Genomic DNA, 25,978 nt, shown 5'->3' on the forward strand with positions numbered 1-25,978 from the left:
CTGCTGCCCGCCGCGGCCCCCGCCCGCGTCGGGATCGTCGCCTGGGAGGGCGACCAGCAGCTCGCCGACGACCGGGTGCTGCTCGACGGCGCCCCGCTGAGCACCGGCAACGCGTTCCTGAGCCGGGCGGCGGGCGCGGTCGGACCAGCGACCGCCTACGGCGTCGACATCGTGGAGTATCCGGCGAACCTGCGCGACGAACCGGTGATCTCACTGACTACGAAGGGTGATGCTTATGTGGCCGGTGTGGTGACGGTAACGGTGCCCCTACGGAGCTGACCTGCCCTGCAGGCACGGCGTAAAGATCATGTGAACTCATTACGGACAGACCGGAATCGCTGGTAGCGTCCGCGCTGACAGAGTCAGTGAGGACTTGGGCCGATCCCCGGGACCCTTGCGTACAGCGGGTGAGCGGGGAAAGATGCGAATCCCAGGTTCGGCGTACGTCGCGGGCGGACTTCATTAGGCTGGACAGGCCTGGATCTGAGCTGGGTCGATGTAGGTCAAGATCCCGTGACACGGGGTCGGAGAGGTGCGGTGAACGCGTGGAACGCTGTGCGCTGTTCGTAGACGCCGGCTACTTGCTGGCCGACGGCGCGATGGCGGTGCACGGAACCCGCCACCGTGAGTCCGTCTCCTGGGATTACAGCGGGCTCCTGCAGCTCCTGGGGAATCTCGCCAGAGAACGCTCCGGGATGAACCTGCTGCGCTGCTACTGGTACGAGGCGTCCGTCGAAGGACGTCGCGGGCCCGAACACGAGGCGCTGGCCGACCTTCCGGGACTGAAGCTGCGGCTCGGCCGGAGCCGCGCCAGCGGCCGCGGCGGGGTCGACACCGAGATGCACCGCGACCTGATGACGCTGGCGCGGAACAAGGCCGTCGCCGACGCGGTGATCGTCAGCGGTGACGAGGACCTCGCGACCGTCATCGAGGACGCGCAGGACCTCGGACTCCGCGTCACCGTCGTGCACGTCGCCGTCGACGGCAACTGGACGATCTCCCGCGTGCTCCGCCAGGAGTGCGACGACCTCATCGAGATCAGCTCCCAGCATCTGCGGCCGTACGTCAACCTGCTGTCCGGGCTGGACAGGCAGTCCGACAACGGGCTCTCGCCGCTGTCCAACGGGCACGGCGCCAGCGCCAACGGCTCGTCGCTGACGAGCCTGCAGAGCAGCCTCCACTCCTCCGGCACGCACAATCCCGCGCCCGCCGCCTCGCCGCTGACGCCGCCGCCCGCGCTGGCTCAGCCGCAGCTCCCGGCGCCCGTCAACACCTCCGGGCTGTCGGCGAACGCCGCCAACGTGCTGAGCGGGCTGCCTTACAGCAGCTCGCAGTCGTCCTCGCCGTCGTATCTGAACCCGCCGACCGGGTCGTCGTCGACGCCGTCGCAGTCGTCCTACCCGGGGCTGCCGACCTCCTCGACGCCCGCGCCGTCGCCGTTCCCGCCGCAGAGCTCGAGCACCTCGTACTCGCCGCAGAGTTCGAGCACGTCGTACTCGACGCCGTCGTCGTTCTCCACCCCGCCGCAGTCGTCCACGTCGTCGTACTCGACTCCGCCGCAGTCGTCGACCTCGTCGTACTCGACCCCGCCGCAGTCCGCGACCTCGGCGTTCTCGGCGCTGCCCCAGTCGTCGACGTCGTCGTACTCTCAGCCCACGTCGAGCTTCCCGTCGCCGTCGCAGCCCTCGTCGTCGTATCCGCTGTCGCCGCCCGCCAACCCGGCGCCCGCCCAGCCGCAGCACGGGCCCTACACAGGCCCGCAGCAGCTTCCCGCCCAGTCGGCGGCGCCCGTGCCGGGGCCGTCGCTGTCGGACGCCGTCAAGGCCGCGCACACCGAAGGCCAGGACTTCGGCGAGTCCGTCGCCCGCGACGCGCCCGCCCTCTGGCTGGAGGCCGTGCTCGCCCGCAAGCCGCGGATGCCGTCCGACCTCGAAGCCCGCCTGCTCCAGGGCTCCGCGCTCCCCATCGACTTCCTGCTCCACGACGAGGTCAGGCACGCCCTGCGCCGCGGCTTCTGGGACGCCCTGGAACGCTCGCGCCGCTAGCACCGCCCAGCGGTTCAACGCGGATGGTCCGATCTTGAGTATTTCTCCGGTTTCCGGGGTGACTCGAAGGTAACGTCTTAGACGTGACCCACGTGACCGAAGCCGATCTCGACGACCTTGAGTTCGACAGCTTGCGGACCGGCGAACACCGCGCCACCGCCGTCCGGCTCACCGAACTCGCCGACCAGGCCACCCCCGCCGCCGGGGGCGTCTCCCGCGCCAACGTCCTGCTGCGCGCAGGCGAGCAGTTCCAGCACGCCGGCGATCATGTCCGTGCGGCGGAGGTCTACCGGCTCGCCATCGCCGACGGCGGCGAAGTCTACGGCGACCCCCGCGTCTACCTCGCCGACGCGCTGCTCAAGCTCGGCGAGAACGACGAGGCGCTGGCGCTGCTCGCCGCGATCCGCGACTCCCGCCCCACCGACCCCGAGGTCTACCGGGTCGTCGCCGAGATCCTCTACGAGCAGGGCGACCTGCTGGGCGCCCACACCTGGTCCACCGACGGAGCCGACCTCGTCCTCGCCCAACCCGAGGACACCCGCGGGGACGCCGCCGACAGCCTCGAAGGGCTGCTGCGGCTCCGCTTCCGCGCCCGCGTCGACCTCGGCCGCCCCGAAGACGAATACGACGCCCTCCTCGACGCCTGACCGCCGGGGGCGTGCTCCGGCACGCCCTACACGGCGGTCCTGCGGAGGGGACGGAGTGAGGTGGGGGTCGCCGGGGTCTGCCAGACGACACTCGCCTGGCGGCCGTCGGTGGAGACCGTCGCGATCGCGTTGTCGAACCACGGGCCCTCGGTGAGACGCCACTTGAACGGCGGCTTGGGGGCCCTGGCCGTCATCGCGAACAGGCGGGCGGGGGCCGAGGTGAAGCCCAGGCAGGCCAGGCGGTTCGCCCACTTGAACGCGCCCGACAGCGGATTGCGGAACGGCGAGCAGACGATCTGGACGACCGGCAGCCCCTTCACCCTTGCCAGATAGCTGTAATGGATATCCCCCGAGAGAAAGGCGATGGTGGCGGGGGCGTCACCCCGCTTGCCCTCCGCCACCTCGGTGACGGCCGCCGCGACCTGGCGGAACGAGCCGTCGAACGCCGCCCAGTGCTCCAGATCTGCGAACCGGCGCAGCTTCTCGCCGAAGCCGTTCTGTCGGCGGGCGGCGATACGTTCGTTCCACGCTTCGGCGTGATGGATCGCCGGGGGAAGCAGATATGGGAGGGAACTGGCGATGAGCAGATGGTCCACCCCACCGGTCAACTGGGAGTCGAGCCAGGCCTGTTCGACGTCGTCGAGCATCGCGCGCCGATCCTCGGTGAGCAGCCGTGAGGCCCGGCTGTCCACCACGACCACCCTGGTCTTACCGAGATCGAGCGTGAACGACCAGCGGGCCACCGTCGGCTCCTTGTCGGCGCGCTCCGCGAACTCGTCCAGCACCTTGCCGCCGTCACCGCCGGGCTGCTCGCACGCCTCCAGCACGGCCGCGAACACCACGTCGTGGTGGCGTTCGCCGGGCGGAAGGTTGCCCAGATGCTGGTAGATCCAGTACGAGCCAAGGCCGCCGACGATCCGCTGCCGCCACCACGGCTGCGTCCAGATCCACTCGCGCCAGGCGTAGGAGGTGTTCCAGTCGTCGCGGACGTCGTGGTCGTCGAAGATGCTGAACGTCGGCACCGTCGACAGCAGCCAGCGGACCGCCGGATCCGTCATCCAGGCGAGCCGGTACAGCTCGGTGTACTCCTCGAAGTCGGCGATCTCCTCGAACGGCTCGACCGTGATGTCACGCCGGCCGCGGATGAAGTCGCGCATCCGCTCGCCCGTGCCGTCGGCGTAGACCTGGTCGCCGATCATCAGCAGGGCGCTGGGCGGTTCCGCGCCTTCCTTCAACGCGTGCGCGAACGCGCTCAGCGCGTCGATCCCGTGCGTCTCCTGCGACGCGGGCGCGATCCGGCACGAACCGAACGCCACCGACGCCTCGCGGCCGCCGCCGAGCGTCCGGATCACCGAGGCGGGGAACTCGCTGCCCGGCTCGGGCCACACTTTCCGGCCGTCCAGCGCCACCTCGTACGGGGTCGCGCCGCCCGGTTCCAGGCCGTCCACGTCGATCAGGGCGTAGTGGTGCCCGTGGATCGCGAAGGTGCGCTCGGTCCTGCCCAGCACGGACACCTCGCACGATTCGGACGTCTCCACCCAGACGGTGGCCGCCCTCTCCCCGACGTGTCGGAGCAACGGCCCAAGCACCAGTGCGGTCATACCCCCCATCTCACCGGATCTCCGGCTCCCCGTCCACCGCCCGCTCTCTATCGATGCGACGGTCGCCATACTTGGGTATGGACTCTTATCTAGACTCAAGTCTCATTCAGTGGGGAGGAAAGCGAGCCTCAGTCCCCACGTGCAGGAGCAGGGCGGGGTGCCGCACGAGCGGTTCGCGTGGCCGCGGGCCAACGAGCCGGTGTGCCGGCACACCGATACGGCCGGCAGGCCCGACTTCTGGGCGGTGACCGGGCACGCGGACGTCGTGCGGGTGTCGCGGCGGCGCGACCTGTTCTCCTCGCGCGGGAGCGGCTCGCGATGTTCGAGGAGTTCGACGACGACGCCGTCGAGATGTACCGGCCGATGATGCCGTTCACTTCCTTGTTGGACAACGTGGGCCGGCCTGCGGTGGCGCGGGTGGTTCTGGCTCTGAGTGCTTCGTTGTGGTGGGCGGGGTGGCATACGGGCTACCTAGCGGGGAACCGGGTAGTTTCGCCCTGTTGGCTTGCCGGTGAGGGCGAGAAGATCGGGCCGTTGCACTGAACCGGCTGCCCTCGGCTCGGAGGGCGGGGCGGGATCGCGGAGCAGTAGCCGCTGGGCCTGGGTAGCGACCAACTGGCTTTCGGGCAGTCTGGCCGGTGGCATGGGATGCCCGAGTCGTGTCGGCCGACGGTGCGCTCGCCGTGCGCCTGGGTTGAGGGTCGGCGGTCGGGCGGGGTGGTCGTCAGGTGGTGAGGACGATGGTTCGGCCGTCGGGGTCCTGGAGGACTCGGCGGGTGGGCGGGGTGGTGGTGGGGGTGGGGAGGTGGAGCTCCAGGCGGAGGGGGCCGGTTGTCCGGCCGTTTCTGGGTGGGTAGAGCTCCAGGAGCAGGTGGGGGAGTTCGGCGGCGTAGTGGATGGGGCCGGTGCCGTGTTGTTCGGTGGTGAAGGTCAGGCCGAGGGATGTGTAGAAGGAGCGGCACTCGTTGAGTGAGGCCGTGTAGATGACGAGGACCATGGGGCGATGATGCCGGGGGTGGGCGGGGTGCGGCGGTTCGGGCGTGAGGTGGCGTTGTTCGCGTTGGGGGCGGCCGTCGCGGCGACGGGGTGGACCGTGTGGTTGGCGGTTCCGGTCACGGTCGCGGGGTTCTGGCAGTGGAATCTCGTGGGGGCGGGCGTCATCGGGGTGGGGGTCGGGAGTCTGGTGGTGCGGGCACGGGCGGTTTCCGGGCCGCTGGCGGGGGTTGCGTTCGGGACTGCTTGGGCGGCGACCGCTGCTTGGCGGGCCGGGCCGGAGTGGACGTCGTCCACGACCTGGCGGACCGCGCTCGCCTCGCCGGACGGCGACAACCTGCGTGACGCGCTCGGCTGGACCGGCACATCCCTGACTCCCGGCAAGACCGGTGTTGTGGCGCTGACCGTCCTGGCGGTCCTCGCGACGGCTACCGCTGCCCGCCTCCTGGGCTCTCTCGCCGCTCACCGCCGCTCCTGACGCCCCGGGCGCTCAAGATCGTCTCGAGCTGCGGCGTGTCGCCCGTTTGCGGCCGTGAAACGGGCGACACGCCGCAGTTCGACGCGATCTTGGGGTGGGGTGTGGGGTCAGCGGCCGCCGCGGTTGTTCATTTGGCGGGTGGGGAGGTGGCGGGCGTTGCGGTGGGCGGCTGCGCGGGTGGAGGTCGCGGGGTTCTGGTTGGTGCGCTTGAGGGCGGACTTCTTGCTGGGCTTCTTGGCGGGGGTGGCGGGCGGGACCTGCAAGGTGGGCTCCTTCGGGGAGAGGTCGGTGAGGGGGAGGGGCGGAACGGTGATCTGGGGGATTTCGCGCATACGGAAAACACCTCCGGGCGTTATGGGGAAACGGCGATAAAAGGCCGTGAAGAATGGTCGGTGGAAGGCCGCGCAGGGTGAAGGAGTCAAGGGCGAAAGGTGCCCTTGGGTGGGCTGCGCGGTGGGGGACGCTCAGGGAGCCAGTCGTCGCGGAAGGTTGGTCGCGACGGGTGGCCTGCCTGGACGGTCCGTGGTTCCACGCTCAGGCAGCGCCTTGACGTGGGTCAGCGTGCGAGGGCGAAGCCTCGGCTGGGGGCGGGAGCGGGACGGGTGGCGCTCGAAGCGCGTGGCCTGCCGCTGTGCTCTACCGGGAAAGGATCAGATCTCCATGCCGTGAACAGTACCACCGGAATGGTGGGTGATGTCAACGGGTGGAGGAAAGAAAAATGGCTCGCGCCGGAGCGCGAGCCATTCGTTCATGCGAAAAACGCTACTTGGTGAGGGCGACGCCCTGGTGGACGGTGAGTTTGTCGGCGGCCGGGTCGAGGTCGACGACGACTTCGGCGCCGTCGCGGATCTCGCCGCCCAGCAGTGCCTTGGCGAGCTGGTCACCGATGGCCGTCTGGACGAGCCGGCGGAGCGGGCGGGCGCCGTAGACCGGGTCGAAACCGGTGAGCGACAGCCAGTCGCGGGCGGCGGGGCTGACGGTCAGGGTGAGCTGGCGCTCGGCGAGCCGCTTGGCGAGCCGGTCGACCTGCAGGTCGACGATCTGGGTGAGTTCGGCGGTGCTGAGCGCGTCGAACAGGATGACGTCGTCGAGCCGGTTCAGGAACTCGGGTTTGAACGAGGCGCGGACCGTCTGCATGACGGCGTCGCGGCGTTCGGATTCGGACAGGTTGGGGTCGACGAGGAACTGTGAGCCCAGGTTGGAGGTGAGGATGAGGATCGTGTTCCGGAAGTCGACGGTGCGGCCCTGGCCGTCGGTGAGGCGGCCGTCGTCGAGGACCTGGAGCAGGATGTCGAACACCTCGGGGTGCGCCTTCTCGACCTCGTCGAGCAGCACCACGCTGTACGGGCGGCGCCGGACGGCTTCGGTGAGCTGCCCGCCCTCCTCGTATCCCACGTAACCGGGAGGAGCTCCGACGAGCCGGGCGACGGAGTGCTTCTCCGCGTACTCGGACATGTCGATCCTGGTCATGGCGCGTTCGTCGTCGAACAGGAAGTCCGCGAGGGCCTTGGCCAGTTCGGTCTTGCCGACGCCGGTCGGCCCGAGGAACAGGAACGATCCGGTGGGACGGTCGGGGTCGGCGACGCCGGCGCGGGTGCGGCGGACGGCGTCCGACACGGCGGCGACGGCGGTTCGCTGCCCGATGAGGCGTTTGCCGAGTTCGTCCTCCATCCGGAGGAGTTTCGCGGTCTCGCCTTCCAGGAGCCGTCCGGCGGGGACACCCGTCCACGCCGACACCACGTCGGCGACGTCGTCGGGCCCGACCTCCTCCTTGACCATCGCGCCGCGCGTCTCGGCCTCTTCGGACGCGATCTGGATGTCCTTCTCGAGCTGGGGGATCTCCCCGTACAGCAGCCGCGACGACGTCTCGAAGTCGCCTTCGCGCTGGGCGCGTTCGGCGAGGCTGCGCAGGTCGTCGAGCTTCTTCTTCAGCTCGCCGACCCGGTTCAGCCCGGCCTTCTCCCGCTCCCACCGGGCGACGAGCCCGTCGAGCTGCTCCTGCTTGTCGGCGAGGTCGGCGCGGAGCTTGTCCAGCCGCTGCCGTGACGCGTCGTCGGACTCCTTGCCGAGCGCCAGCTCCTCCATCTTCATCCGGTCGACGGCCCGCTGCAGTTCGTCGATCTCCTCCGGCCGGGAGTCGATCTCCATCCGGAGCCGGGACGCGGCCTCGTCGACCAGGTCGATGGCCTTGTCGGGGAGGAACCGGGAGGTGATGTACCGGTCGGACAGGGTGGCGGCGGCGACCAGCGCCGAGTCGGAGATCTGCACCTGGTGGTGGGCTTCGTAGCGGCCCTTCAGCCCGCGCAGGATCGCGACGGTGTCCTCGACGGACGGTTCGCCGACGAGGACCTGCTGGAAGCGGCGTTCCAGGGCCGGGTCCTTCTCGATGCGTTCGCGGTACTCGTCCAGGGTGGTCGCGCCGATCATGCGGAGTTCGCCGCGCGCCAGCATGGGCTTGAGCATGTTGCCCGCGTCCATCGCGCCTTCGGCGGCGCCCGCGCCGACCATGGTGTGCAGCTCGTCGATGAAGGTGACGACCTGGCCGTCCGACTTCTTGATCTCGTTGAGGACGGCCTTGAGCCGCTCCTCGAACTCGCCGCGGAACTTCGCGCCCGCGACCATCGCCGACAGGTCGAGGGAGATCAGCCGCTTGCCGCGGAGCGACTCGGGCACGTCGCCCGCGACGATCCGCTGTGCCAGCCCCTCGACGACGGCCGTCTTGCCGACGCCGGGCTCGCCGATCAGCACCGGGTTGTTCTTGGTGCGCCGTGACAGCACCTGGATGGTGCGGCGGATCTCGGCGTCGCGGCCGATGACGGGGTCGAGTTTGCCTTCGCGGGCCGCTTCGGTCAGGTCGACGCCGTACTTTTCGAGCGACTGGTAGGTGTCCTCGGGGTTCTCGGACGTCACCCGGGCGTGCCCGCGGACCTTCTCGAACGCCTCCAGCAGGGAGTCGGCGGTGGCGCCCGCGTTCTTCAGGAGGGTCGCGGCTTCACCGCCGTCGGTGGCGAGGCCCACCAGCAGATGCTCGGTCGACACATATTCGTCCTGGAGCTGCCGGGCGCGGGACGCCGCGGTGTTCAGCGCGGCGAGCAGCGGCCGTGACGTCTGCGGTGCGGCGACCGTCGAGCCCTGCGCCTTCGGCAGGCCGGCGATCGCCTCTTCGGTGCGGCGGCGCAGTGCCGCGGGGTCGGCGCCGACGGCCTCGAGCAGCGGCACGGCGGTGCCGTCCTGCTGGGTCAGCAGTGCGGCCAGCAGGTGTACCGGTTCGACCTGCGGCGATCCTTCGGAGGCCGCCCGCCGAACCGCGACCGACACCGCGTCCTGGCTTCGGTTGGTCAGTTTGTAGTCCACTCCACCCTCCTCGGGTTTCCACAGTCTGTGCATAACTTTTCGGCGGTCCGCGCATCACCGCGCGCACAGCTCCGACCCGCGTGGTCAGTGGTCGTGCTGTCTCCACAGGACGACGCCCGTCTGCCGGATCGGCACCAGCTCGGCGCCGCCTCCGGTGGGGGTCTGGTCGCCGCGCCGGTGCGCCAGCCGGGCCGCCACCGCCCGGGTCGATTCCAGCTCGGTGCTCAGATCGTCGACGAGCCGCCGCAACGCCAGCAGCTCGTGGGCGAGATCGTTGTTGGCGCGCTGCAGCTCCAGGATCTTCTGGATTCCGGCGAGATTGATGCCCTCCTCCTGGGAGAGGCGCTGGATCTCGCGGAGCTGCACGATGTCGCGCATCGAGTAGCGGCGGCCGCGTCCGGAGGCGCGCCCGGGGGAGACCAGCCCGAGCCGGTCGTAGGTGCGCAAGGTCTGCGGGTGAAGGCCCGACAACTGCGCCGCGATCGAGATGACGTAGACAGGTGTGTCGTCGGGGAGGTCCATCACCCCTCCTTGGCTTGTTTGACCAAGTCCTCCCGGAGCTCATCGCCCCGGTTGCCGTCGGCGAAACGTTCCAGCGCCTCGCGTTCTTCCGCGGTCAGCTTCTGCGGCACCTGCACCTCGATGGTGACGAGCAGATCGCCCTTGCTGCCGTCGCGTCGCGTCGCGCCGCGTCCGCGGACCCGTAGCACCCGCCCGTTGGGGGTGCCCTCGGGGATGCGCATCTTCACCGGCTGCGCGCCGTGCACCGGCACGAAGATCTCGGCGCCGAGCGCGGCTTCGGGGAAGGTCACCGGGACGGTGACGGTCAGGTTGTCGCCGTCGCGGGAGAACACCTTGTGCGGGGTGACCTTCAACTTGACCAGCAGATCACCGGACGGGCCGCCGTTCTCGCCGGGCGCGCCCTTGCCCTTGAGGCGGATGGTCTGGCCGTCCTTCACCCCGGCGGGGATCCGCGCCTGGATCGTGCGGTGCCCGACGGCGCGGCCGGAGCCGTGGCAGGTGGGGCACGGGTCGTCGACGACCATGCCGCGCCCGTGGCAGTGGTGGCAGGGCTCGGCGAACCCGAACCCGCCCATGTTCCTGGTCTCCTGGCCGGTCCCCTCGCAGTAGGGGCAGACCCGCGGCAGGGTTCCGGCTTTCGCGCCGGTGCCCCGGCAGGTGTTGCAGGGCGCCTCCGACGACAGCCGCAGCGGCACCGTGATGCCTTCGAGCGCTTCGGAGAAGGAGAGGGTGACCTCGGATTCGACGTCGGCTCCGCGCCGCGGCCGGCGGGTGGTGCCGGTGGTGCCGCGCGTGTTGCCGCTGCCCCGCCCGAACAGCCCGCCGAACAGGTCGCCGATCCGCTCGCTCGCGCCCGCGCCCCCGCCGGACGCCTGGCCGAACAGGTCGTTGAGGTCGAAGCCCTGCGGTCCGCCGCCGGCGCCGTACGAGCCGCCGTAGGAGCGGACCTCGTCGTACTCCTTGCGCCGCTTCTCGTCGGAGAGGACGTCGTACGCCTCGGAGATCTCTTTGAACTTCTCCTCGGCTTCGGTGTCACCCTTGTTGGTGTCGGGGTGGTACTTGCGAGCGAGCTTCCGGTAGGACTTCTTGATCTCGTCCTGGGTGGCGGTCTTGGCGACACCGAGGGACTTGTAATAGTCCTTCTCAAGGTAGTCCTTGGTGCTCACCGGCTGGCTCCCCTTCAAAGCTTCGGGTGAGCCCCCGGGCAGAGCCCGGGGGCGGTACAACTATTGATCTTTACTCTGCCGGGCCAGACTTGGCTAGCGCGCCTGCTACTGCGCGGGCCCCGCGACCACGACGCGGGCCGGGCGGAGCACCCGTTCGCCGATCCGGTAGCCCGCCTGGTAGATCTCCAGGACGGTCTCCTCGGCGACGTCCGGGGACGGCACGTGCGTGAGCGCCTCGTGGACGTTCGGGTCGAACGGCTCGCCGACCGTCCCGAACTTCTCCAGTCCGAGCTTGCCGAGGGCCGATTCCAGCCCTTCGCCGACCGACTTGAACGGCCCGACCAGCTCGTCGTGCTCGCGTGCCTTGTCGATGCTGTCGAGCACCGGCAGCAGATCGCCGACCACGGAACCGACCGCGTAGTCCTTGGCGGCGCCTTGCTCGCGCAGGGCCCGCTTGCGGTAGTTCTGGTACTCGGCCTGCAGCCGCTGCAGGTCAGCGGTGCGTTCGTCGAGCGCCGCCTGGAGGGCGGCGGATTCCTCGCTGGAAGCCTCGCCCTGCTCCGGGACGCCGGGCTCGGCGGCCTCGTCGGCCGCCGGAACCCGAACCTCGCCCGTCTCAGGATCGATGCGCCGCGAGTCGCGGATCACCGGCTCTTCAGACGAGTTCGTCACTTGCCGTCCTCGTCGATGATCTCGGCGTCGACGACCTCGTCGTCGTCCTGCTTCGGCGCGGACTGGTCGCCCGCGGCGTCGCCGGGAGCGGCCTGGCCGTCGGCCTGCTGCTGCGCGTAGAGCGCGGCGCCGAGCTTCTGCGAGGCCTGCGCGAGCTTCTCGGCCGACGCCTTGATCGCGTCGACGTCGGTGCCCTCGAGGTTCTTGCGGACTTCGACGATGCCGTCGTTGACCTCCTTCTTGAGGTCCTCCGGCAGCTTCTCGTCGTTCTCCTTGACGAACTTCTCGGTGGAGTAGGTCAGAGTCTCCGCCTGGTTGCGGATCTCCGCGTTCTCCTTGACCTTGCGGTCTTCCTCGGCGTACTGCTCGGCCTCGCGCATCATCCGCTCGATGTCGTCCTTCGGCAGCGCGGAGCCGCCGGAGATGACCATCGACTGCTCCTTGCCGGTGCCGAGGTCCTTCGCGCTGACGTTCACGATGCCGTTGGCGTCGATGTCGAAGGTGACCTCGATCTGCGGGACGCCGCGGGGCGCCGGGGGCAGACCGGTGAGCTGGAAGGTGCCCAGCTTCTTGTTGTACGCCGCGATCTCGCGCTCGCCCTGGTAGACCTGGATCTCCACGGACGGCTGGTTGTCGTCGGCCGTGGTGAAGGTCTCGGAGCGCTTCGTCGGGATCGTGGTGTTCCGCTCGATGATCTTGGTGAAGATCCCGCCCTTGGTCTCGATGCCCAGCGACAGCGGGGTCACGTCGAGCAGCAGGACGTCCTTGACCTCGCCCTTGAGCACGCCGGCCTGGAGCGCGGCGCCGACGGCCACGACCTCGTCCGGGTTGACGCCCTTGTTCGGCTCCTTGCCCGCGAGCTCCTTGACCAGCTCGGTGACGGCCGGCATCCGGGTCGAGCCACCGACCAGCACGATGTGGTCGATGTCCTTGACCGTGATGCCCGCGTCGCGGATCACGTTCTGGAACGGGGCCTTGCAGCGCTCGAGCAGGTCGGCGGTGAGCCGCTGGAACTCGGCGCGGGTGAGCTTCTCGTCCAGGTGGAGCGGGCCCTCGGCCGAAGCGGTGATGTAGGGCAGGTTGATCGTGGTCTCAGCGGACTGGGACAGCTCGATCTTCGCCTTCTCGGCCGCCTCGCGGAGCCGCTGCAGCGCCATCTTGTCCTTGGACAGGTCGACGCCGTGCGCGTTCTTGAACTTGGTGACCAGCCAGTCGACGACCTTGTTGTCCCAGTCGTCGCCACCGAGGTGGTTGTCGCCCGAGGTCGCCTTGACCTCCACCACGCCGTCGCCCACTTCGAGCAGCGAGACGTCGAAGGTGCCGCCACCGAGGTCGAAGACCAGGATGGTGGCCTCGCCCTCCTTCTCCAGGTGGTAAGCGAGCGCCGCCGAGGTCGGCTCGTTGATGATCCGCAGGACGTTGAGGCCCGCGATCTGGCCGGCTTCCTTGGTGGACTGGCGCTGGTGGTCGCTGAAGTACGCGGGGACCGTGATCACCGCGTCGGTGACCGGCTCGCCCAGGTAGGCCTCGGCGTCGCGCTTCAGCTTCTGCAGGATGAACGCGGAGATCTGCTGCGGGTTGAAGTCCTTGCCGTCGATCTCCACCTTCCAGTCGGTGCCGATCTCTCGCTTCACCGAGCGGATGGTGCGGTCCACGTTGGTGACGGCCTGGCGCTTGGCCACTTCGCCCACGAGGACTTCGCCGTTCTTCGCGAAGGCGACGACGGACGGCGTGGTCCGCGACCCCTCCGCGTTGGCGATAACGGTGGGCTCGCCGCCCTCCAGAATCGCGACGACCGAGTTGGTCGTCCCGAGGTCGATTCCGACCGCACGTGCCATCGTCAGTTTCCTCCGTCTGATGTGCCTGGGTTCTCTGCTGTCTCTACTATGCGATCTGGGCGCTCGCTTGTCAAGTGAGTTGAGTCTGGACGACTCAACTTTATTGCCACCCATACGGCAGAACGCTTGAGTGCCGCCCAAGGTGCCCGAACTCCGGCATGATGCCCCTTCCCTGTCGATCGGCTACGTAGCGCCACCGCATGGGATGTTGAAGACAAATCCTTGGGTTCTTCACAATCCACAGGCACTCTGCCGATCATGATCAAGAGAGTCCTGCTGGGGCTGCTGGTGCTCGCGGGGGCGGCCGGCTGCTCGGGACACGCCGCGGAGCAGCCCGCCCCGGTCCAGCCCGTGGCCGTCGAGCAGATCGACGTCGCCCCGCCCGAGCTGCGGGCGATCCCCGCGCCCATCCCGACGATCACGGTCTCGGCACGGGTCAGGAAGACCGTCCCGAAGAGCTGCTGGGAGATCACCGGCGCCTGTGTGAAGCTGAGCAGCGAGCAGGCCTGGCTGCTCAGAGACGGAAAGATCGTGAGAGGGCCCGTGCCGACGACCCACGGCCGTCCCGGCTACCCCACCCCGACCGGGCGCTTCAAGGTCGAGTGGCAGGACGAGATGGACTACAGCCGCACCTACGGCGACGCGCCGATGCCCTGGGCCTCCTACTTCGCCCCGGGCGGGATCGCCTTCCACGAAGGCAGCCTCAGCCAGGCGTCGCACGGCTGCATCCATCTGTCCCGCGCCGACGCCCACGCGTTCTTCAAGTTCCTCCAGCGGGGCACTCCCGTCCAGGTGGTCGGCTGAGTCGGGCAAACTGTCAGTCGGGGACGGGTAAAGGCGGGAGGCGAAGGATGGGCGCTCGCATCGTCGTGGCCGAGGACGATCCCGGCCAGGCCGAGCTGGTCCGGCGGTATCTGGAGCGCGACGGCCATGACGTGGTCACCGTCCACGACGGGGCCGACGCGCTGTCGGAGTTCTTCCGCCAGGTCCCCGATCTGATGGTCCTGGACGTGATGATGCCGCGCGTCGACGGCCTGGACGTCTGCCGCGAGGTCCGCCGCACCTCCGAGATCCCGATCATCATGCTGACCGCCCGCTCCTCGGAGGCCGACGTCCTGCTCGGCCTCGACCTGGGCGCCGACGACTACCTGGTCAAGCCGTTCAGCCCGCGCGAGCTGGCCGCCAGGGTCCGCACCGTGCTGCGCCGCTCCCGGCCCCGCCAGGAGGCCGCCCGCCGGATGACGGCCGGTGATCTGCAGCTCGACCTGGACCGGCACCAGGTCACCAGGGCGGGCGCCCCGATCGAGGTCACTCCCGCCGAGTTCCGGCTGCTGACGGTCCTGGCGGGCGCGCCCGGCCGGGTCTTCACCCGCGCCCAGCTCCTCGAACACGTCACCGGGATGGGGAAGTACATCACCGAACGCACGATCGACGCCCATATGCGGAATCTGCGGAAGAAGGTGGAGGTCGATCCGCGGCGTCCCGTCCTGCTGCTGACCGTCTACGGGGTCGGCTACAAGTTCGCCGATGTCTGACGCCGATGTCTAGATTCGTGCCAGGCAACCTGGCGCTCCGGCTGCTGGTGGTGATGGTGGTCGTGGCGTCGGCGTCGATCGCCGCCACGGCCTGGCTGGCCCTGGCGTCCACCGAGAACGCGCTGCGCAGGGTGCAGAACCAGAGCCTGGAGGGCGACGCCAAGATCTACGCGGCGCTGCTGGAGTACGCGGCCACCCACCGGGACTGGGACGACGTCGGCCCGATCCTGGACGACCTGGCCGCCGAGTCGGGCCGCCGGATCACGCTGACCACCAAGAACGGGCTGCCGGTCGGCGACACCGGCTCCGGCGGCCGGTCCGCGGCCCCCGCCGCCGAGATCGACCCGCTGAACGTCAACGTCGGGCTGGCGCCCAACGCGTCCAAGGACGGGATCGACAACCGGATCATGGGCCCGTTCCGGGTCAGCGACGCCGAATACAAGGACCTGCTCCGTAACGCTTATCTGGCCACGGAGTGCACCAGGTCCAGCCCTGACGGTGTCTCCGCCGCCCGGGCCGACGGCTCCGCCTTCAAGATCGTCAGCGATCCGTTCGACGGCCGTCCCATGATCACCGGCGATCAGGAGAGCCTGGACCTGCTGCACTCCCAGTCCTGCTACCCGCTGAGCCTCACCAGCCGGACCAAGACCCAGAACGCGGCCTTCGAGCGGTGGGGCGCCCTGACCCTGCGCTGTATGCGGGAGAAGGGCCTCGACGCCCCGCACGTCGACGACAAGTACCGCATCCCCGGCTCGTCGGAGATCTTTCCCGGGTTGAGCCGGGACCTGGACGTCCGGGGCAACTCCGATCCGGTCGCCGCCCGCCAGTGCGTGATCAGCGCCCGGCGGGAGATGCTCGCCCCCTACGCCACCGAGCCCGCCCTGCTCTATCTGGGCGCGGAGCCGCCGAGCTTCGCCGACGTCGGCCGCCGTAAGACGGTCATGGTCGCGGGTCTGGTCCTGCTGGTGGCGGTGGCCGCGGCGTGGCTGGCGTCGCGCCGGCTGACCCGGCCGATCGGGGTCCTCACCGCAGCGACCGCGCAGATGGGCGGCGGCGACCCGTCGGTGCGCGTCGAGGTCCGCTCCCGTGACGAGCTGGGCCGGCTCGGCGAGGCGTTCAACACGATGGCGGGCGAGCTGGAGCGCAACGAGCGCAACCGCCAGACCATGATGAGCGACGTGGCGCACGAGCTGCGCAATCCGCTCGCCAACATCACCGGCTGGCTGGAGGCGGCGGAGGACGGTGTCGCCGAGTTCGACAAGGATCTCGTCGGCTTTCTGAAGGGCGAGGCCGAGACCCTGCACCGGCTGGTCAACGATCTTCAGGATCTCGCGCTGGCCGAGGCGGGCCGGCTGCTCCTGCACCCCGAGGAACTGTCCCTGCCGGAGCTGCTGGACCAGGTCGCGACCGCGCACCGCTCCCGCAATCCCGAGATCGAGATCAGGGTGGAGGCGGCGCCCGTCACCCTCACCGCCGATCCGGTGCGGCTGCGGCAGGTCGTCGGCAACCTCGTCGGCAACGCGCTGCGGCACACCGCGCCCGGCGGCCGGGTGACGCTGACGGGGACCGAGCACGGCTTCTCGGTCGCCGACACCGGCACCGGGATCGCCCCCGACCATCTCCCGCACGTCTTCGACCGGTTCTGGCGGGCCGACAGATCCCGCACCCGCTCCACCGGCGGCTCCGGCCTCGGCCTGGCCATCACCAAACAGCTCGTCGAGATCCACGGCTACACGATCACCGCCTCCAGCGTCCTGGGCGAGGGCAGCGTCTTCACGGTCCATTTCCGCTAGCCGGAAGCGCCGAACGGAAGAAACACCAGAGGTCCGGACGAACAGGGGTGAAACCATCCCTGCGAGGACAAGGACCCCCGGTGAAGGGAACAGTGCTGGAAGCGCCACCCGACACGGACTTCGGCGCGATCTTCGACCGCCATTTCCCCGAGATCCACCGCTACGCGGCCCAACGCCTGGACGCCGCGACGGCCGACGACGTCGCCGCCGAGACCTTCACGATCGCCTTCCGCAAACGCCACGCCTTCGACCCCGACCTGGGACCGTGGCGGCCCTGGCTGTACGGGATCGCCACGAAACTCATCGGCCGCCACCGCCGCGACGAGGCCCGTAAACTCGCCGCCCTCCAACGCCTCCCGTTCGCCGAGGACCCCGGTCACGCCGACCGCGTCGCCGACCAGGTCTCGGCCGGGTCGCTGCGCGGCCCCCTGGCCGCCGCGATCGCCGCCCTCCCGCAGGGCCAGCGCGACGTCCTGCTGCTGATCGCCCTCGCCGACCTCAGCTACGACGAGGTCGCCACCGCTCTGAAGATCCGCCCCGGGACGGTCGCGTCCCGGTTCAACCGGGCACGGACCGCGCTCCGCTCGTCCCTCGGCGCCCTCGCGAAGGAGACCTGACATGTCCGATCTCGAGGAGATCCGCACGCTGTACGGAACCCCGGCGCCGCCCGCGCCGCACGTCGTGGTGGCGGCCAGGGCGCGGGCGCTGCCCCGGCGGACGTCACGGCGGCGGTGGCTGCTGCTGGCGCCCGTCGCGGGGGTCGCGGCCGTCGCGGTGGGGATGGCTCTGCTGTCCGGGCCCGCACCGGAAGGTGAGGAGACTCTGGCCGTGCCGACCGCGAACGTCCCGACGCCGAAACTGTCGGATCAGGGGCGCCGCTGGTATGTGCAGGCGACAGAGACCCAGGTCAAGAAGGTCGGCCAGGGCAAGCGCCGCTACTACCTGGAGACCCGCAGGAACGAGGAGAACTGGTACGGCTATCGCACACCCGGTTCGTATGTGCGGGCGCAGTATCTGGGGGCGAAGCCCGTGTCGGAGAAGGACGCGGCCGCGTGGCGTGCGGCCGGATCGCCGCGCTCGATCCCGTCCGTCAACTGCAAACCGATCCCGGGCAGGATCGTCTGCCAGGAGCTGGCGGAGTCCCCGCGCGTCGCGGTCGACGCAGAGAAGCCGACCCTGGGCATGGGCTCGCGCGACGACGTGGACCCCGCGAAGGACGACCGGGCCTTCCTCGACGGGCCGTTCTCACTCGAGCCGATGTCACTCGCCGACCTCCGCGCCCTCCCGGTCGATCCCGGCGAGCTCCGCTCCCATCTGCTCGCCCAGGCGCACGATCTGCCCGAGGACGAACCGATGTCGATCTGGCTCAAGGGCATGTACCTGCTGCTGGAGACCCCGGTGGAGGGGAGGGTCCGCGGGGCGGCTCTGGAGATGTTGCGGAGGATGCCGGGCGCCAGGAACCTCAAGAACGTCACCGATGCGGAGGGCCGCAAGGGCGACGCGGTCTCCTGGACGACCGCGATCCCCGACGCGTTCGGCCTCGAAGGCGACCGCGAGTACCGCGTGATCTACGAACGGGGCACGCTCCGCCCGCTCGCCGCCGAGACCCGCTACCTGCGCCCGACCGCGAACTTCGCCGACGCCGCCCCGGGAACCCTCTGGCAGTCGTTCACCGTCCTCGCCTCGGGCTGGACCGACGACAAGCCGCGGATCCCGTAGCCCCGGACACCAGCGGGGCCTCCCAGCGGGCACCGTCTGGACGGCGGCTGAAAAGGGGAACGGGCCCCGCGCACCCATCGGGGGGTGGGCGCAGCGGGGCCCGTTCGTCTCTGGGGTGGTCAGAGGGTCTTGTGCCGGACCACCCAGGTCCAGCCGGCCTTGTTGTCGCCGGCGTTGTTGGGGAGCTTGAAGCGGTCGTTGACGATCAGGTCGATGAGACCGCCGTCGATGAGGCCGCAGCCGACGGCCTTGGGGAGTGCGAAGGCGTTGTCGTTCGTCCACACCTTGAGGGTGGGGACGGTGCCCTGGATCCACGGCAGCGCGAACGCGATCTGCGGCTTGATCGTGATGGGGTGCTCGTCGCTGCCGACCCAGCACTTGGACGACAGGAGCGGATGCACGAACCGGAACTTCACGCCGAACGAGTTCGGCATGGTGGTGCCGGGGGAGACCTGCCCGGTCGCGGCGATCTGGACCTTGGTGCCGGTCAGGTCCTGGAAGTAAAGGGGCGTGCCGGGCAGCGGGGTCAGGATGGTGAGGTTGCCGCCGGTCAGCGAGCCGAGCTTGGCGACGGTCGTGCCGTCGGCGAGCTTGCCCTGCGCGCTGACGAGCTTGAGCGGGGAGTCGACCTTGACCCGGACGCTCTTGATGTCGATCGTCCCGTCGACGACGGTCGAGACGTAGCAGGTCCACGACTGGGCGCCCGCCGGCTTGGCGGGGCAGGTGTCGAAGTCGGCCTCGGTGGGGGTGTAGGCGTTCTCGGCGGAGGCCGGTGACGCGAATCCGAGGACGGCGGCAGCGGCAGCGGCTCCGACCGCGGCTCTGCGCAGGAAGTGCTTCAAGGGGTGCTCCTGAGGGGATGTTCAGTAGGTCTTGTGGCGGATGGCCCAGGTGAAGTCCGCCGTGTTGGTGCCGGAGGCGGCCGGTAGCCCGATGAAGGAGTCCAGGCCGTTCGGCATGTACAGGGGGATGCGGCCGCAGTTCGTCGACTTCGGCAGCGCGTAGGTGTTCTCCGACGACCAGCGCTTGGCCATCGGCGTGAACCAGAACAGCCACGGCAGGGTCAGGGTCTCCTGCGGGCGGAGCTGGACGGGGTCGGCGTCGGTGCCGATCGTGCAGTTCTGGCCGAGGAGCCCGCCCGAGTTCCAGAGCTGCAGTTTGACCTTGAAGCCGTCGATGGAGCCGGGATCGGTCAGCCCGAGACCGATCACCTTCGCCTCGATCTCCGGCAGCACCGAAAGGATGATCGTGGTGCCGGGGACCACGGTCACGACCTTGAAGTTCTGCGGCTGCTTGAGCGCGCCCCACGCCGCCACGGCCGTGCCGTCGTTCAGGGTGCCGGACGCGGCGGTGAACTGGAGGGGTTTGTCCATGATGATGCGGACGCCCCGGTTGGACCCGATGGTGAAGCCACCGGAGATGGCCGTGCTGACGTAGCACGTCCAGTCCTTGGCGCCGGCCGGTTTGGCGGGGCACGTCGCGAAGTCCGCTTCGGACGGCTGGTAGGCGGAGAACTCCGCGTGCGCGGGCGAGGCGAACAGGGCCCCGCCCAGTGCGGCCGCCAGGACGGCGGCGGTCTTACGGAAGCGCATTCGGTGCCCCCCTACTGCATCGTCTTGTGGCGGACGGCCCAGGTGACGTCCATGTGGTTGCTCGTCGCGTTGGCCTTGCCGATGAGCACGTTGACGAGATCGCTGTCGCAGCCGGTGGCCCAGTCGATGCTGAAGACGTCGTCGTAGACCTTGGTCTGCAGCATCGGCACCCCGTCGAAGATCCACGGGAGCATCCACTGGGTGCGCGGCTTGAGCACGGTCGGTGCGTTCGTCGCGCCGATGTAGCAGTTGTCGCCGAGCCCCGAACCGATGATCTTCGCCTTGACGCCGATCTCGGACGGGTAGAGGAAGCCCGGGGTGATCGTCCCGGTGGCCTCGATCTTGACCTTCCAGCCGGTGGGGTCGGGGAATTCGAGTGCGGTGCCGAGGACTCCGGTCACGAACGGCATCGGGTCGCCCTTGAGGGAGCCGACGACGGCCTTGGCGGTGCCCGCGACGTTCCCCTGCCCGACGGTCAGCCGGATCGGGTTGTTGATCCTGGCCTTCTTCTCGTTGAGGCGGAGCTGGCCGTCGAGTGCGGTGAAGACGTAGCAGGTCCAGCCGGTGGCTCCGGCGGGGGCCGCCGGGCAGTCCGCGAAGTCGGCCTCGGACGGGTGGTAGGTGTTGGCCGCGTGGGCCGGGGCCGCGGAAAGGCCGAGTGCCAGCGCCGTGGAGGCGAGGACAGTGGCGAGACGCCGCATGGTGCGTGCTCCTCGGGAGGGGTGGGAGAGGCCGCGCCTGCCTCGTGGTGTACGTGAGAGTAACCTCACAAATGGGACGAACAAAGATCTGTTGTGTCACGAACCGGAAACGCGGGGTACCTCACAGGGTGATCTCGCGACTAACGTGCGGGCGCATCGGGGATGGTGCGGTAAGTTACTCGTCAGTATGATGTGGGCCGACCCGACTCGAACGGCGTTCTAGGCGGGGGCCTAAGCTACGCGCCAACGGCCGTACCCAGGAGGACGGAACCTTGTATCTCGCTACGTTGCTCGTCGGCATAGCCGGCACGCTGGTGGCCTTGGCGCTCGCGGGCAAGCGCGTGCTGTTCCTCGTCAAGCTGTTCCAGAGCGGCCAGCCCGCTCCGGACCGGGTCGCTTCGGTCAAACGCGACCCCAAGGGCGACGTCGAAGGCCAGGTCACCGAGGTCCTGGGGCAGAAGAAACTGCTCAAGTGGACCGTGGCCGGACTGGCGCACTTCTTCGTGATGTGGGCGTTCTTCCTGCTGGTCACGGTGTACCTGGAAGCAGCCGTCGCGCTGCTGTTCGGGCTGGACGCCTCGATCCCCTTCCTGATGACGTGGGGTCCGATCGGGTTCGTCCAGGACACCATCGCGCTGCTGTGCGCGGGCGGCCTGCTCACCTTCGCGCTCATCCGCATCAAGAACGCGCCCGCCAAGCTGGGCCGCAAGTCCCGGTTCGACGGCTCCCACACCGGCGGCGCCTGGGTCATCCTGTTCATGATCTTCAACGTGATCTGGACGATGTTCTTCTTCCGGGGAGCGCAGGCCGCGCTGCACCACCTGCACTTCGGCAAGGCCGCCTACGCCTCCTACGGCGTCGGCGAGCTGTTCGACGGCCTCAGCGAGCACACCCTGGAGATCATCGCCTCGGTCGGCCTGCTCCTGCACATCGGGATCGCGCTCGCCTTCCTGGTGATCGTGGTGAACTCCAAGCACCTCCACATCTTCCTCGCGCCGCTGAACGTCATGTTCAAGCGCCGCCCCAACGGCCTCGGCGCGGCTCAGCCCGTCCTGAAGGCCGACGGCTCCCAGCTCGACTTCGAGGAAGCCGACCCCGACGAGGACCTGTTCGGCCGGTCCAAGATCGAGGACTTCACCTGGAAGGGTTTCCTGGACTTCGCGACCTGCACCGAGTGCGGCCGCTGCCAGTCCCAGTGCCCCGCCTGGAACACCGAGAAGCCGCTGTCGCCCAAGATGGTGATCCTGGAACTGCGTGACCATGCCTTCGCCAAGGCGCCGTACTTCATGGCCACCGACGAGCAGAAGGCCGCGTTCACCGACGAGCAGAAGCTCGCCATGCAGGTCGACAAGCCCCTCGTCGGCGAAGACGGTGTGATCCACCCCGACGTGCTGTGGTCCTGCACCAACTGCGGCGCCTGCGTCGAGCAGTGCCCGGTCGACATCGAGCACATCGACCACATCCTGGACATGCGCCGCTACCAGGCCATGATCGAATCTTCGTTCCCCTCCGAGGCCGGCGTCATGCTGAAGAACCTCGAGAACAAGGGCAACCCGTGGGGCATGTCGGAGATGAAGCGCCTCGAATGGGTCGAGGAACTCGACTTCGAGGTCGAGGTCATCGACGAGAAGATCCCCGAGGACGCCGAGTACCTGTTCTGGGTCGGCTGCGCCGGCGCCCTGGAGGACCGGGCCAAGAAGACCACCAAGGCCGTCGCGGAACTCCTGCACATCGCGGGCGTCAAGTTCGCGATCCTCGGCCCGATGGAAGCCTGCACCGGTGACCCCGCCCGCCGTCTGGGCATGGAGTACCTGTTCCAGGGGATGGCGCAGCAGAACGTCGAGACCCTCAACGACGCCGGTGTGAAGAAGATCGTGGCGACCTGCCCGCACTGCTTCAACACCCTCGCCAACGAGTACCCGCAGGTCGGCGGCCACTACGAGGTCGTCCACCACACCCAGCTCCTCGCCGACCTCGTCGACAACGGCAAGCTCGTGCCGGTCACGCCGATCGAGGAGAACATCACCTACCACGACCCGTGCTTCCTGGGCCGTCACAACAAGGTCTACAAGCAGCCCCGCGACATCATGGCGAAGGTCCCCGGCGTCAAGACGCAGGAAATGCACCGCTGCAAGGACAAGGGCTTCTGCTGCGGCGCGGGCGGCGCGCGGATGTGGATGGAAGAGCGCATCGGCAAGCGCATCAACACCGAGCGCGTGGACGAGGCGCTGGAGACCAACCCGGACACCGTGTCGACGGCCTGCCCGTTCTGCCTGGTCATGCTCGGTGACGCGATCAACGAGAAGAAGTCGGCCGGCGAAGCCAAGGAATCCCTGGAAGTCGTCGACGTCGCACAGCTTCTGATCAAGTCCATCAAGGGCGAGCCCGCGGTCGCCGCCGCGGAGTAACTCCCCCCCTTCGGTTCTGGCCCGTCCCCTGGTGGGGCGGGCCTTTCCCGTTCAGGTGGGGAGCAGGTCGCGGGGTTCGGTGATGCGGTAGCCGTCGCAGTCGAGGGGGACGCCGCGGAACTCGCGGGCGATCACCAGGGCCGTCCGGCCGACCTCCAGGGCGAGCTGGTCGTTGAGCTCCGCGGACGTCTCGCTGAGATCGCAGGTCAGCTCCCAGCGTCCCGCCGCCGCGGCCGGCGGGACGGGACCGTCCACCGCCCGCACCAGGGCGGAGACACGGCCGCCGCTGTACAGATCCATGCCGGGCACGCCCGTGTGGGTGACGGAACCCGTGTACGGGCTGACGATCCGGGCGAAACGCTCGGGTTCGGGACGTTCCGCCAGGTAGACGGTGACGAGATGGTAGCCGGGATCCCGTCCGGGCAGGGTGCGGCCTTCGGCGAACACCAGACCACCCAGCCGGTGCGCGAGACCCGCGACCAGGCCGTCCTCACCGTCGCCGTCGGCCCGGTAGGCGACCGGCCACCCCTCGGGCAGCCGGGCACGGCGGGCGAGCGCCTCGGTCACCTCGATCGGCCCGTGCAGCACCGTCCCGCCGGCCACGATCCTGTCGTCGCCGTCGTTCTCCGCGCCCGGCGCGAACAGCCGCACCGTCTCCAGCAGCAGCCCTCGCGCGGGCATCCCGCCCAGCAGCAGCACCGGCCCGCGCCGCACCCGCCGAGCCGCCCCGTTCCACGCCCTCACACTGCCTGTGACGCGCGAACCCCGCCCCGCGACGACCCCCGACGGCAACTTTCTTCGGGCGTTCTCGCCTGAGCTCGTCAGTCGTGCAGCTTGGTCTGGTGGAAGTTCAGATAGGACCGCGACGGCGTCGGCCCCCGCTGCCCCTGATACCGCGACCCGTACTCACTCGACCCGTACGGATGCTCCACCGGCGACGACGTCCGGAACAGACACATCTGCCCGATCTTCATCCCGGGCCACAACTTGATCGGCAACGTCGCCACGTTCGACAGCTCCAGCGTCACATGCCCACTGAACCCCGGATCGATCCACCCGGCCGTCGCATGAGTCAACAACCCCAACCGCCCAAGACTGCTCTTGCCTTCGAGGCGGCCGGCGACATCGTCCGGCAGCACGAACACCTCATAGGTGGAGGCCAGGACGAACTCACCGGGATGGAGGATGAACGCCTCGCCGGGAGCCGACGCGACCTCCCGCGTCAGGTCAACCTGCTCCTCCGCCGGATCGATGTGCGGGTACCGATGGTTCTCGAACACCCGAAAGAACCTGTCGAGGCGCACATCGACGCTGCATGGCTGGACCATGGCGGGATCAAAGGGGTCGATCTTGACCCTGCCCGACTCGATCTCGGCTTTGATGTCACGATCAGAGAGCAACACCCCCCAACGTTATCGGCTCACAGTGATCGGCTCGCACTGAGCCACCGGCACCCCGGCCCCGTCGCGATCCCCCCGCAACTCCGCTAGACTGACCGACGCAGCCCGCCAACCTGGGCCGCACGCGGATGTAGTTCAATGGCAGAACTCCAGCTTCCCAAGCTGACCACGCGGGTTCGATTCCCGTCATCCGCTCCAACGACTAAGGCCCTGGTCAGGATGCGAATCCTGCCAGGGCCTTGATCTTTTGTCGCCCGTGTACGCGGTGTCCGTGCAATTAGCGTGCAATTACCCGGCAGGGACCAGCGCGCCCGCCGCGCCGTCGTCGCCCTCTTCTGCGTCACCGTTCGCGGCTGACTTCATGTGCAGGTTGAGACCGCTCGCAATGGCCTTGTCCGCGCGGCGGCTTGCGTGCTGGGAGCGGATGGCGGCCCGTTCGTTGTCGTGGCCCATGCGGTGCATCAGGTCCTTGGTGGTGGCCTCGCCGGTCTCGGCGGCGAGCATGTTCCCGGTGTGGCGGAGGTCGTGGAAGTGAGCGCCGGGCAGGCCCAGGACGGTCACGATGTGGGTCCAGATGACGCGGGTGGCCTTGTTGAAGCCGCTCCGCCGCAGGGGGCCGCCCTGGATGCCGGTGAAGACGAGAGCATTCGCGCCGGGCTTGGTGTACTTGGCCAGGTGGGACTCAAGCTCGGGGATCAGGGCGTCCGGCAGGGCGATGGTCCGCACGCCGGCGCGGGACTTGGGGCGGCCGAGGAGCATGGTCCCGTTGTCCTGCTCGGCGAAGGCGACCCGGATACGGACGCGTCCGTTCGCGAGGTCGAGGTCTTGGCGGTGTAGCGCGGTGACCTCGCCCCACCGCAGGGAGGCGAACGCGGCGAGCAGGACCAGGGCGCGGAGCCGGTCGTCCTGGACGTGGTCGGCCCGCCCCTGGTGCATGAGCAGGAACAGGAAGTGCTCGGCCTGGGCTCGGGTGGTGAACGGTTCGGGGAAGGAGCGCATCCCCTTGCCCGCGATTCGGTACCGGAGCCGGAAGCCGTCGTCGGTCTTGCGGATGTTGCCGACCGGACGGCGGCCGACGAGTTCGGCGATCTCGAAGACTTGGGCGATGGCGAAGATGGGCCGCTCGGGGGCGTCTTCGTTGCCCGCGCCCTTGATCTTGCACGGGTTGCGGGTGAGGATGCCGTCCTTGTCGACGGCCGTCATCAGGATGGCGCGTAGCAGCCGGTAGGCCTTGGCCGCCACGGTCTCGGAGACGCCGTTCTGGATGAGCCGTGAGCGCCAGTCGCGGATCATCGGAGTGGAGAGCTTGCCGAGTTCGACCTTGCCCAGGTGCGGTTCGATGTGCTTGCGGAACAGCCAGGCGTAGAGCTCACGCGTCCGGGGCCGCAGCTTGGGACGCTGCTTGATCCACGCCGTTGCGTAGACGTCGAGCTTGATCTTTCCGCGCTTGGGCACCTCACCGGCTCCCGTCAGCGCGTAGGGTGTCGATCTCGGCCATCTGGACACGAGACCGC

General features: G+C 69.1%; 25 protein-coding genes and 1 tRNA gene. 12 read left to right on the plus strand and 14 right to left on the minus strand.

Features of this window, described 5'->3' with window-relative positions:
- The 3 genes from ACYVE7_RS02650 to ACYVE7_RS02660 all read left to right on the plus strand — a co-directional run.
- The coding region (locus ACYVE7_RS02650) for a hypothetical protein (protein WP_460362882.1) at nt 1–279 on the plus strand (279 nt) is incomplete at its 5' end.
- Between the two features lie 266 nt (nt 280–545).
- On the plus strand, nt 546–2,045 hold the full coding sequence (locus ACYVE7_RS02655; RefSeq protein ID WP_460362883.1) for an NYN domain-containing protein: 1,500 nt from the start codon (nt 546–548) through the stop codon (nt 2,043–2,045).
- Nucleotides 2,046–2,128: 83 nt separating this feature from the next.
- The gene (locus tag ACYVE7_RS02660) at nt 2,129–2,692 is read left to right on the plus strand and encodes a tetratricopeptide repeat protein (RefSeq protein ID WP_460362884.1); all 564 of its coding nucleotides are present in this window, start codon (nt 2,129–2,131) and stop codon (nt 2,690–2,692) included.
- Nucleotides 2,693–2,718: 26 nt separating this feature from the next.
- On the opposite strand, the gene ACYVE7_RS02665 is transcribed toward ACYVE7_RS02660, so the two are convergent.
- Complete coding sequence (locus tag ACYVE7_RS02665; protein WP_460362885.1) at nt 2,719–4,293, minus strand: alkaline phosphatase D family protein; 1,575 nt, start codon at nt 4,291–4,293, stop codon at nt 2,719–2,721.
- 318 nt (nt 4,294–4,611) lie between these two features.
- Here ACYVE7_RS02665 and ACYVE7_RS02670 point away from each other — a divergent pair, with 318 nt between their 5' ends.
- Nucleotides 4,612–4,836, plus strand: a complete 225-nt coding sequence (locus ACYVE7_RS02670; RefSeq protein ID WP_460362886.1) for a hypothetical protein — start codon at nt 4,612–4,614, stop codon at nt 4,834–4,836.
- 181 nt (nt 4,837–5,017) lie between these two features.
- On the opposite strand, the gene ACYVE7_RS02675 is transcribed toward ACYVE7_RS02670, so the two are convergent.
- Nucleotides 5,018–5,290 carry a glyoxalase/bleomycin resistance/dioxygenase family protein gene (locus ACYVE7_RS02675; RefSeq protein WP_460362887.1) on the minus strand — a complete coding sequence of 91 codons (273 nt, stop codon included), beginning with the start codon at nt 5,288–5,290 and terminating at the stop codon, nt 5,018–5,020.
- Nucleotides 5,291–5,296: 6 nt separating this feature from the next.
- Here ACYVE7_RS02675 and ACYVE7_RS02680 point away from each other — a divergent pair, with 6 nt between their 5' ends.
- The gene (locus tag ACYVE7_RS02680) at nt 5,297–5,764 is read left to right on the plus strand and encodes a hypothetical protein (RefSeq protein ID WP_460362888.1); all 468 of its coding nucleotides are present in this window, start codon (nt 5,297–5,299) and stop codon (nt 5,762–5,764) included.
- Between the two features lie 107 nt (nt 5,765–5,871).
- Here ACYVE7_RS02680 and ACYVE7_RS02685 read toward each other — a convergent pair whose 3' ends face one another.
- The 6 genes from ACYVE7_RS02685 to dnaK all read right to left on the minus strand — a co-directional run bounded on the left by ACYVE7_RS02685 (nt 5,872) and on the right by dnaK (nt 13,316).
- Entirely contained in the window at nt 5,872–6,096 is a 225-nt protein-coding gene (locus ACYVE7_RS02685) for a hypothetical protein (protein ID WP_460362889.1), read from the minus strand.
- A gap of 430 nt (nt 6,097–6,526) precedes the next feature.
- Nucleotides 6,527–9,118 (minus strand): ATP-dependent chaperone ClpB, encoded by a 2,592-nt coding sequence (gene clpB, locus ACYVE7_RS02690; RefSeq protein WP_460362890.1) that lies wholly within the window; start codon nt 9,116–9,118, stop codon nt 6,527–6,529.
- An 84-nt stretch (nt 9,119–9,202) separates the two neighbouring features.
- Nucleotides 9,203–9,640 carry a heat shock protein transcriptional repressor HspR gene (locus ACYVE7_RS02695; protein WP_460362891.1) on the minus strand — a complete coding sequence of 146 codons (438 nt, stop codon included), beginning with the start codon at nt 9,638–9,640 and terminating at the stop codon, nt 9,203–9,205.
- Nucleotides 9,640–10,806 carry a molecular chaperone DnaJ gene (dnaJ, locus tag ACYVE7_RS02700; protein WP_460362892.1) on the minus strand — a complete coding sequence of 389 codons (1,167 nt, stop codon included), beginning with the start codon at nt 10,804–10,806 and terminating at the stop codon, nt 9,640–9,642. The genes ACYVE7_RS02695 and dnaJ overlap by 1 nt, the downstream gene beginning before the upstream one ends.
- A 105-nt stretch (nt 10,807–10,911) precedes the next feature.
- Nucleotides 10,912–11,478, minus strand: coding sequence for a nucleotide exchange factor GrpE (gene grpE / locus ACYVE7_RS02705; RefSeq protein ID WP_460362893.1), 567 nt, complete (start codon nt 11,476–11,478; stop codon nt 10,912–10,914).
- Nucleotides 11,475–13,316, minus strand: coding sequence for a molecular chaperone DnaK (gene dnaK / locus ACYVE7_RS02710; RefSeq protein ID WP_460362894.1), 1,842 nt, complete (start codon nt 13,314–13,316; stop codon nt 11,475–11,477). Before dnaK ends, grpE begins: the two co-directional genes overlap by 4 nt.
- 258 nt (nt 13,317–13,574) lie before the next feature.
- Here dnaK and ACYVE7_RS02715 point away from each other — a divergent pair, with 258 nt between their 5' ends.
- From ACYVE7_RS02715 to ACYVE7_RS02735, 5 genes are all read left to right on the plus strand, one after another.
- The gene (locus ACYVE7_RS02715; RefSeq protein WP_460362895.1) at nt 13,575–14,120 is read left to right on the plus strand and encodes a L,D-transpeptidase; all 546 of its coding nucleotides are present in this window, start codon (nt 13,575–13,577) and stop codon (nt 14,118–14,120) included.
- A gap of 47 nt (nt 14,121–14,167) precedes the next feature.
- Nucleotides 14,168–14,851 carry a response regulator gene (locus ACYVE7_RS02720; protein WP_460362896.1) on the plus strand — a complete coding sequence of 228 codons (684 nt, stop codon included), beginning with the start codon at nt 14,168–14,170 and terminating at the stop codon, nt 14,849–14,851.
- A gap of 5 nt (nt 14,852–14,856) precedes the next feature.
- Nucleotides 14,857–16,644, plus strand: a complete 1,788-nt coding sequence (locus tag ACYVE7_RS02725; protein ID WP_460362897.1) for a HAMP domain-containing sensor histidine kinase — start codon at nt 14,857–14,859, stop codon at nt 16,642–16,644.
- Between the two features lie 80 nt (nt 16,645–16,724).
- The gene (locus tag ACYVE7_RS02730) at nt 16,725–17,261 is read left to right on the plus strand and encodes an RNA polymerase sigma factor (RefSeq protein ID WP_460362898.1); all 537 of its coding nucleotides are present in this window, start codon (nt 16,725–16,727) and stop codon (nt 17,259–17,261) included.
- A 1-nt stretch (nt 17,262) separates the two neighbouring features.
- Nucleotides 17,263–18,363, plus strand: a complete 1,101-nt coding sequence (locus ACYVE7_RS02735; protein WP_460362899.1) for a hypothetical protein — start codon at nt 17,263–17,265, stop codon at nt 18,361–18,363.
- A gap of 119 nt (nt 18,364–18,482) precedes the next feature.
- On the opposite strand, the gene ACYVE7_RS02740 is transcribed toward ACYVE7_RS02735, so the two are convergent.
- From ACYVE7_RS02740 to ACYVE7_RS02750, 3 genes are read right to left on the minus strand one after another with little or no spacing between them, the layout of a single operon-like run.
- Complete coding sequence (locus ACYVE7_RS02740; RefSeq protein ID WP_460362900.1) at nt 18,483–19,205, minus strand: hypothetical protein; 723 nt, start codon at nt 19,203–19,205, stop codon at nt 18,483–18,485.
- A gap of 21 nt (nt 19,206–19,226) precedes the next feature.
- On the minus strand, nt 19,227–19,955 hold the full coding sequence (locus ACYVE7_RS02745) for a hypothetical protein (protein WP_460362901.1): 729 nt from the start codon (nt 19,953–19,955) through the stop codon (nt 19,227–19,229).
- An 11-nt stretch (nt 19,956–19,966) separates the two neighbouring features.
- Nucleotides 19,967–20,656 (minus strand): hypothetical protein, encoded by a 690-nt coding sequence (locus ACYVE7_RS02750; protein ID WP_460362902.1) that lies wholly within the window; start codon nt 20,654–20,656, stop codon nt 19,967–19,969.
- A gap of 272 nt (nt 20,657–20,928) precedes the next feature.
- Between ACYVE7_RS02750 and ACYVE7_RS02755 the strand changes: the two genes are divergently transcribed.
- Nucleotides 20,929–23,064, plus strand: coding sequence for a (Fe-S)-binding protein (locus tag ACYVE7_RS02755; protein ID WP_460362903.1), 2,136 nt, complete (start codon nt 20,929–20,931; stop codon nt 23,062–23,064).
- 51 nt (nt 23,065–23,115) lie between these two features.
- On the opposite strand, the gene ACYVE7_RS02760 is transcribed toward ACYVE7_RS02755, so the two are convergent.
- The gene (locus tag ACYVE7_RS02760; RefSeq protein ID WP_460362904.1) at nt 23,116–23,778 is read right to left on the minus strand and encodes a hypothetical protein; all 663 of its coding nucleotides are present in this window, start codon (nt 23,776–23,778) and stop codon (nt 23,116–23,118) included.
- 107 nt (nt 23,779–23,885) lie between these two features.
- Nucleotides 23,886–24,467 carry a dCTP deaminase gene (gene dcd / locus ACYVE7_RS02765; RefSeq protein WP_460362905.1) on the minus strand — a complete coding sequence of 194 codons (582 nt, stop codon included), beginning with the start codon at nt 24,465–24,467 and terminating at the stop codon, nt 23,886–23,888.
- Nucleotides 24,468–24,588: 121 nt separating this feature from the next.
- Here dcd and ACYVE7_RS02770 point away from each other — a divergent pair.
- Nucleotides 24,589–24,662 (plus strand) — tRNA-Gly (locus tag ACYVE7_RS02770).
- Between the two features lie 90 nt (nt 24,663–24,752).
- On the opposite strand, the gene ACYVE7_RS02775 is transcribed toward ACYVE7_RS02770, so the two are convergent.
- Nucleotides 24,753–25,919 (minus strand): tyrosine-type recombinase/integrase, encoded by a 1,167-nt coding sequence (locus ACYVE7_RS02775; RefSeq protein WP_460362906.1) that lies wholly within the window; start codon nt 25,917–25,919, stop codon nt 24,753–24,755.
- Nucleotides 25,920–25,978: the final 59 nt, after the last annotated feature.

It is taken from the genome of Actinocorallia lasiicapitis, assembly GCF_054778695.1.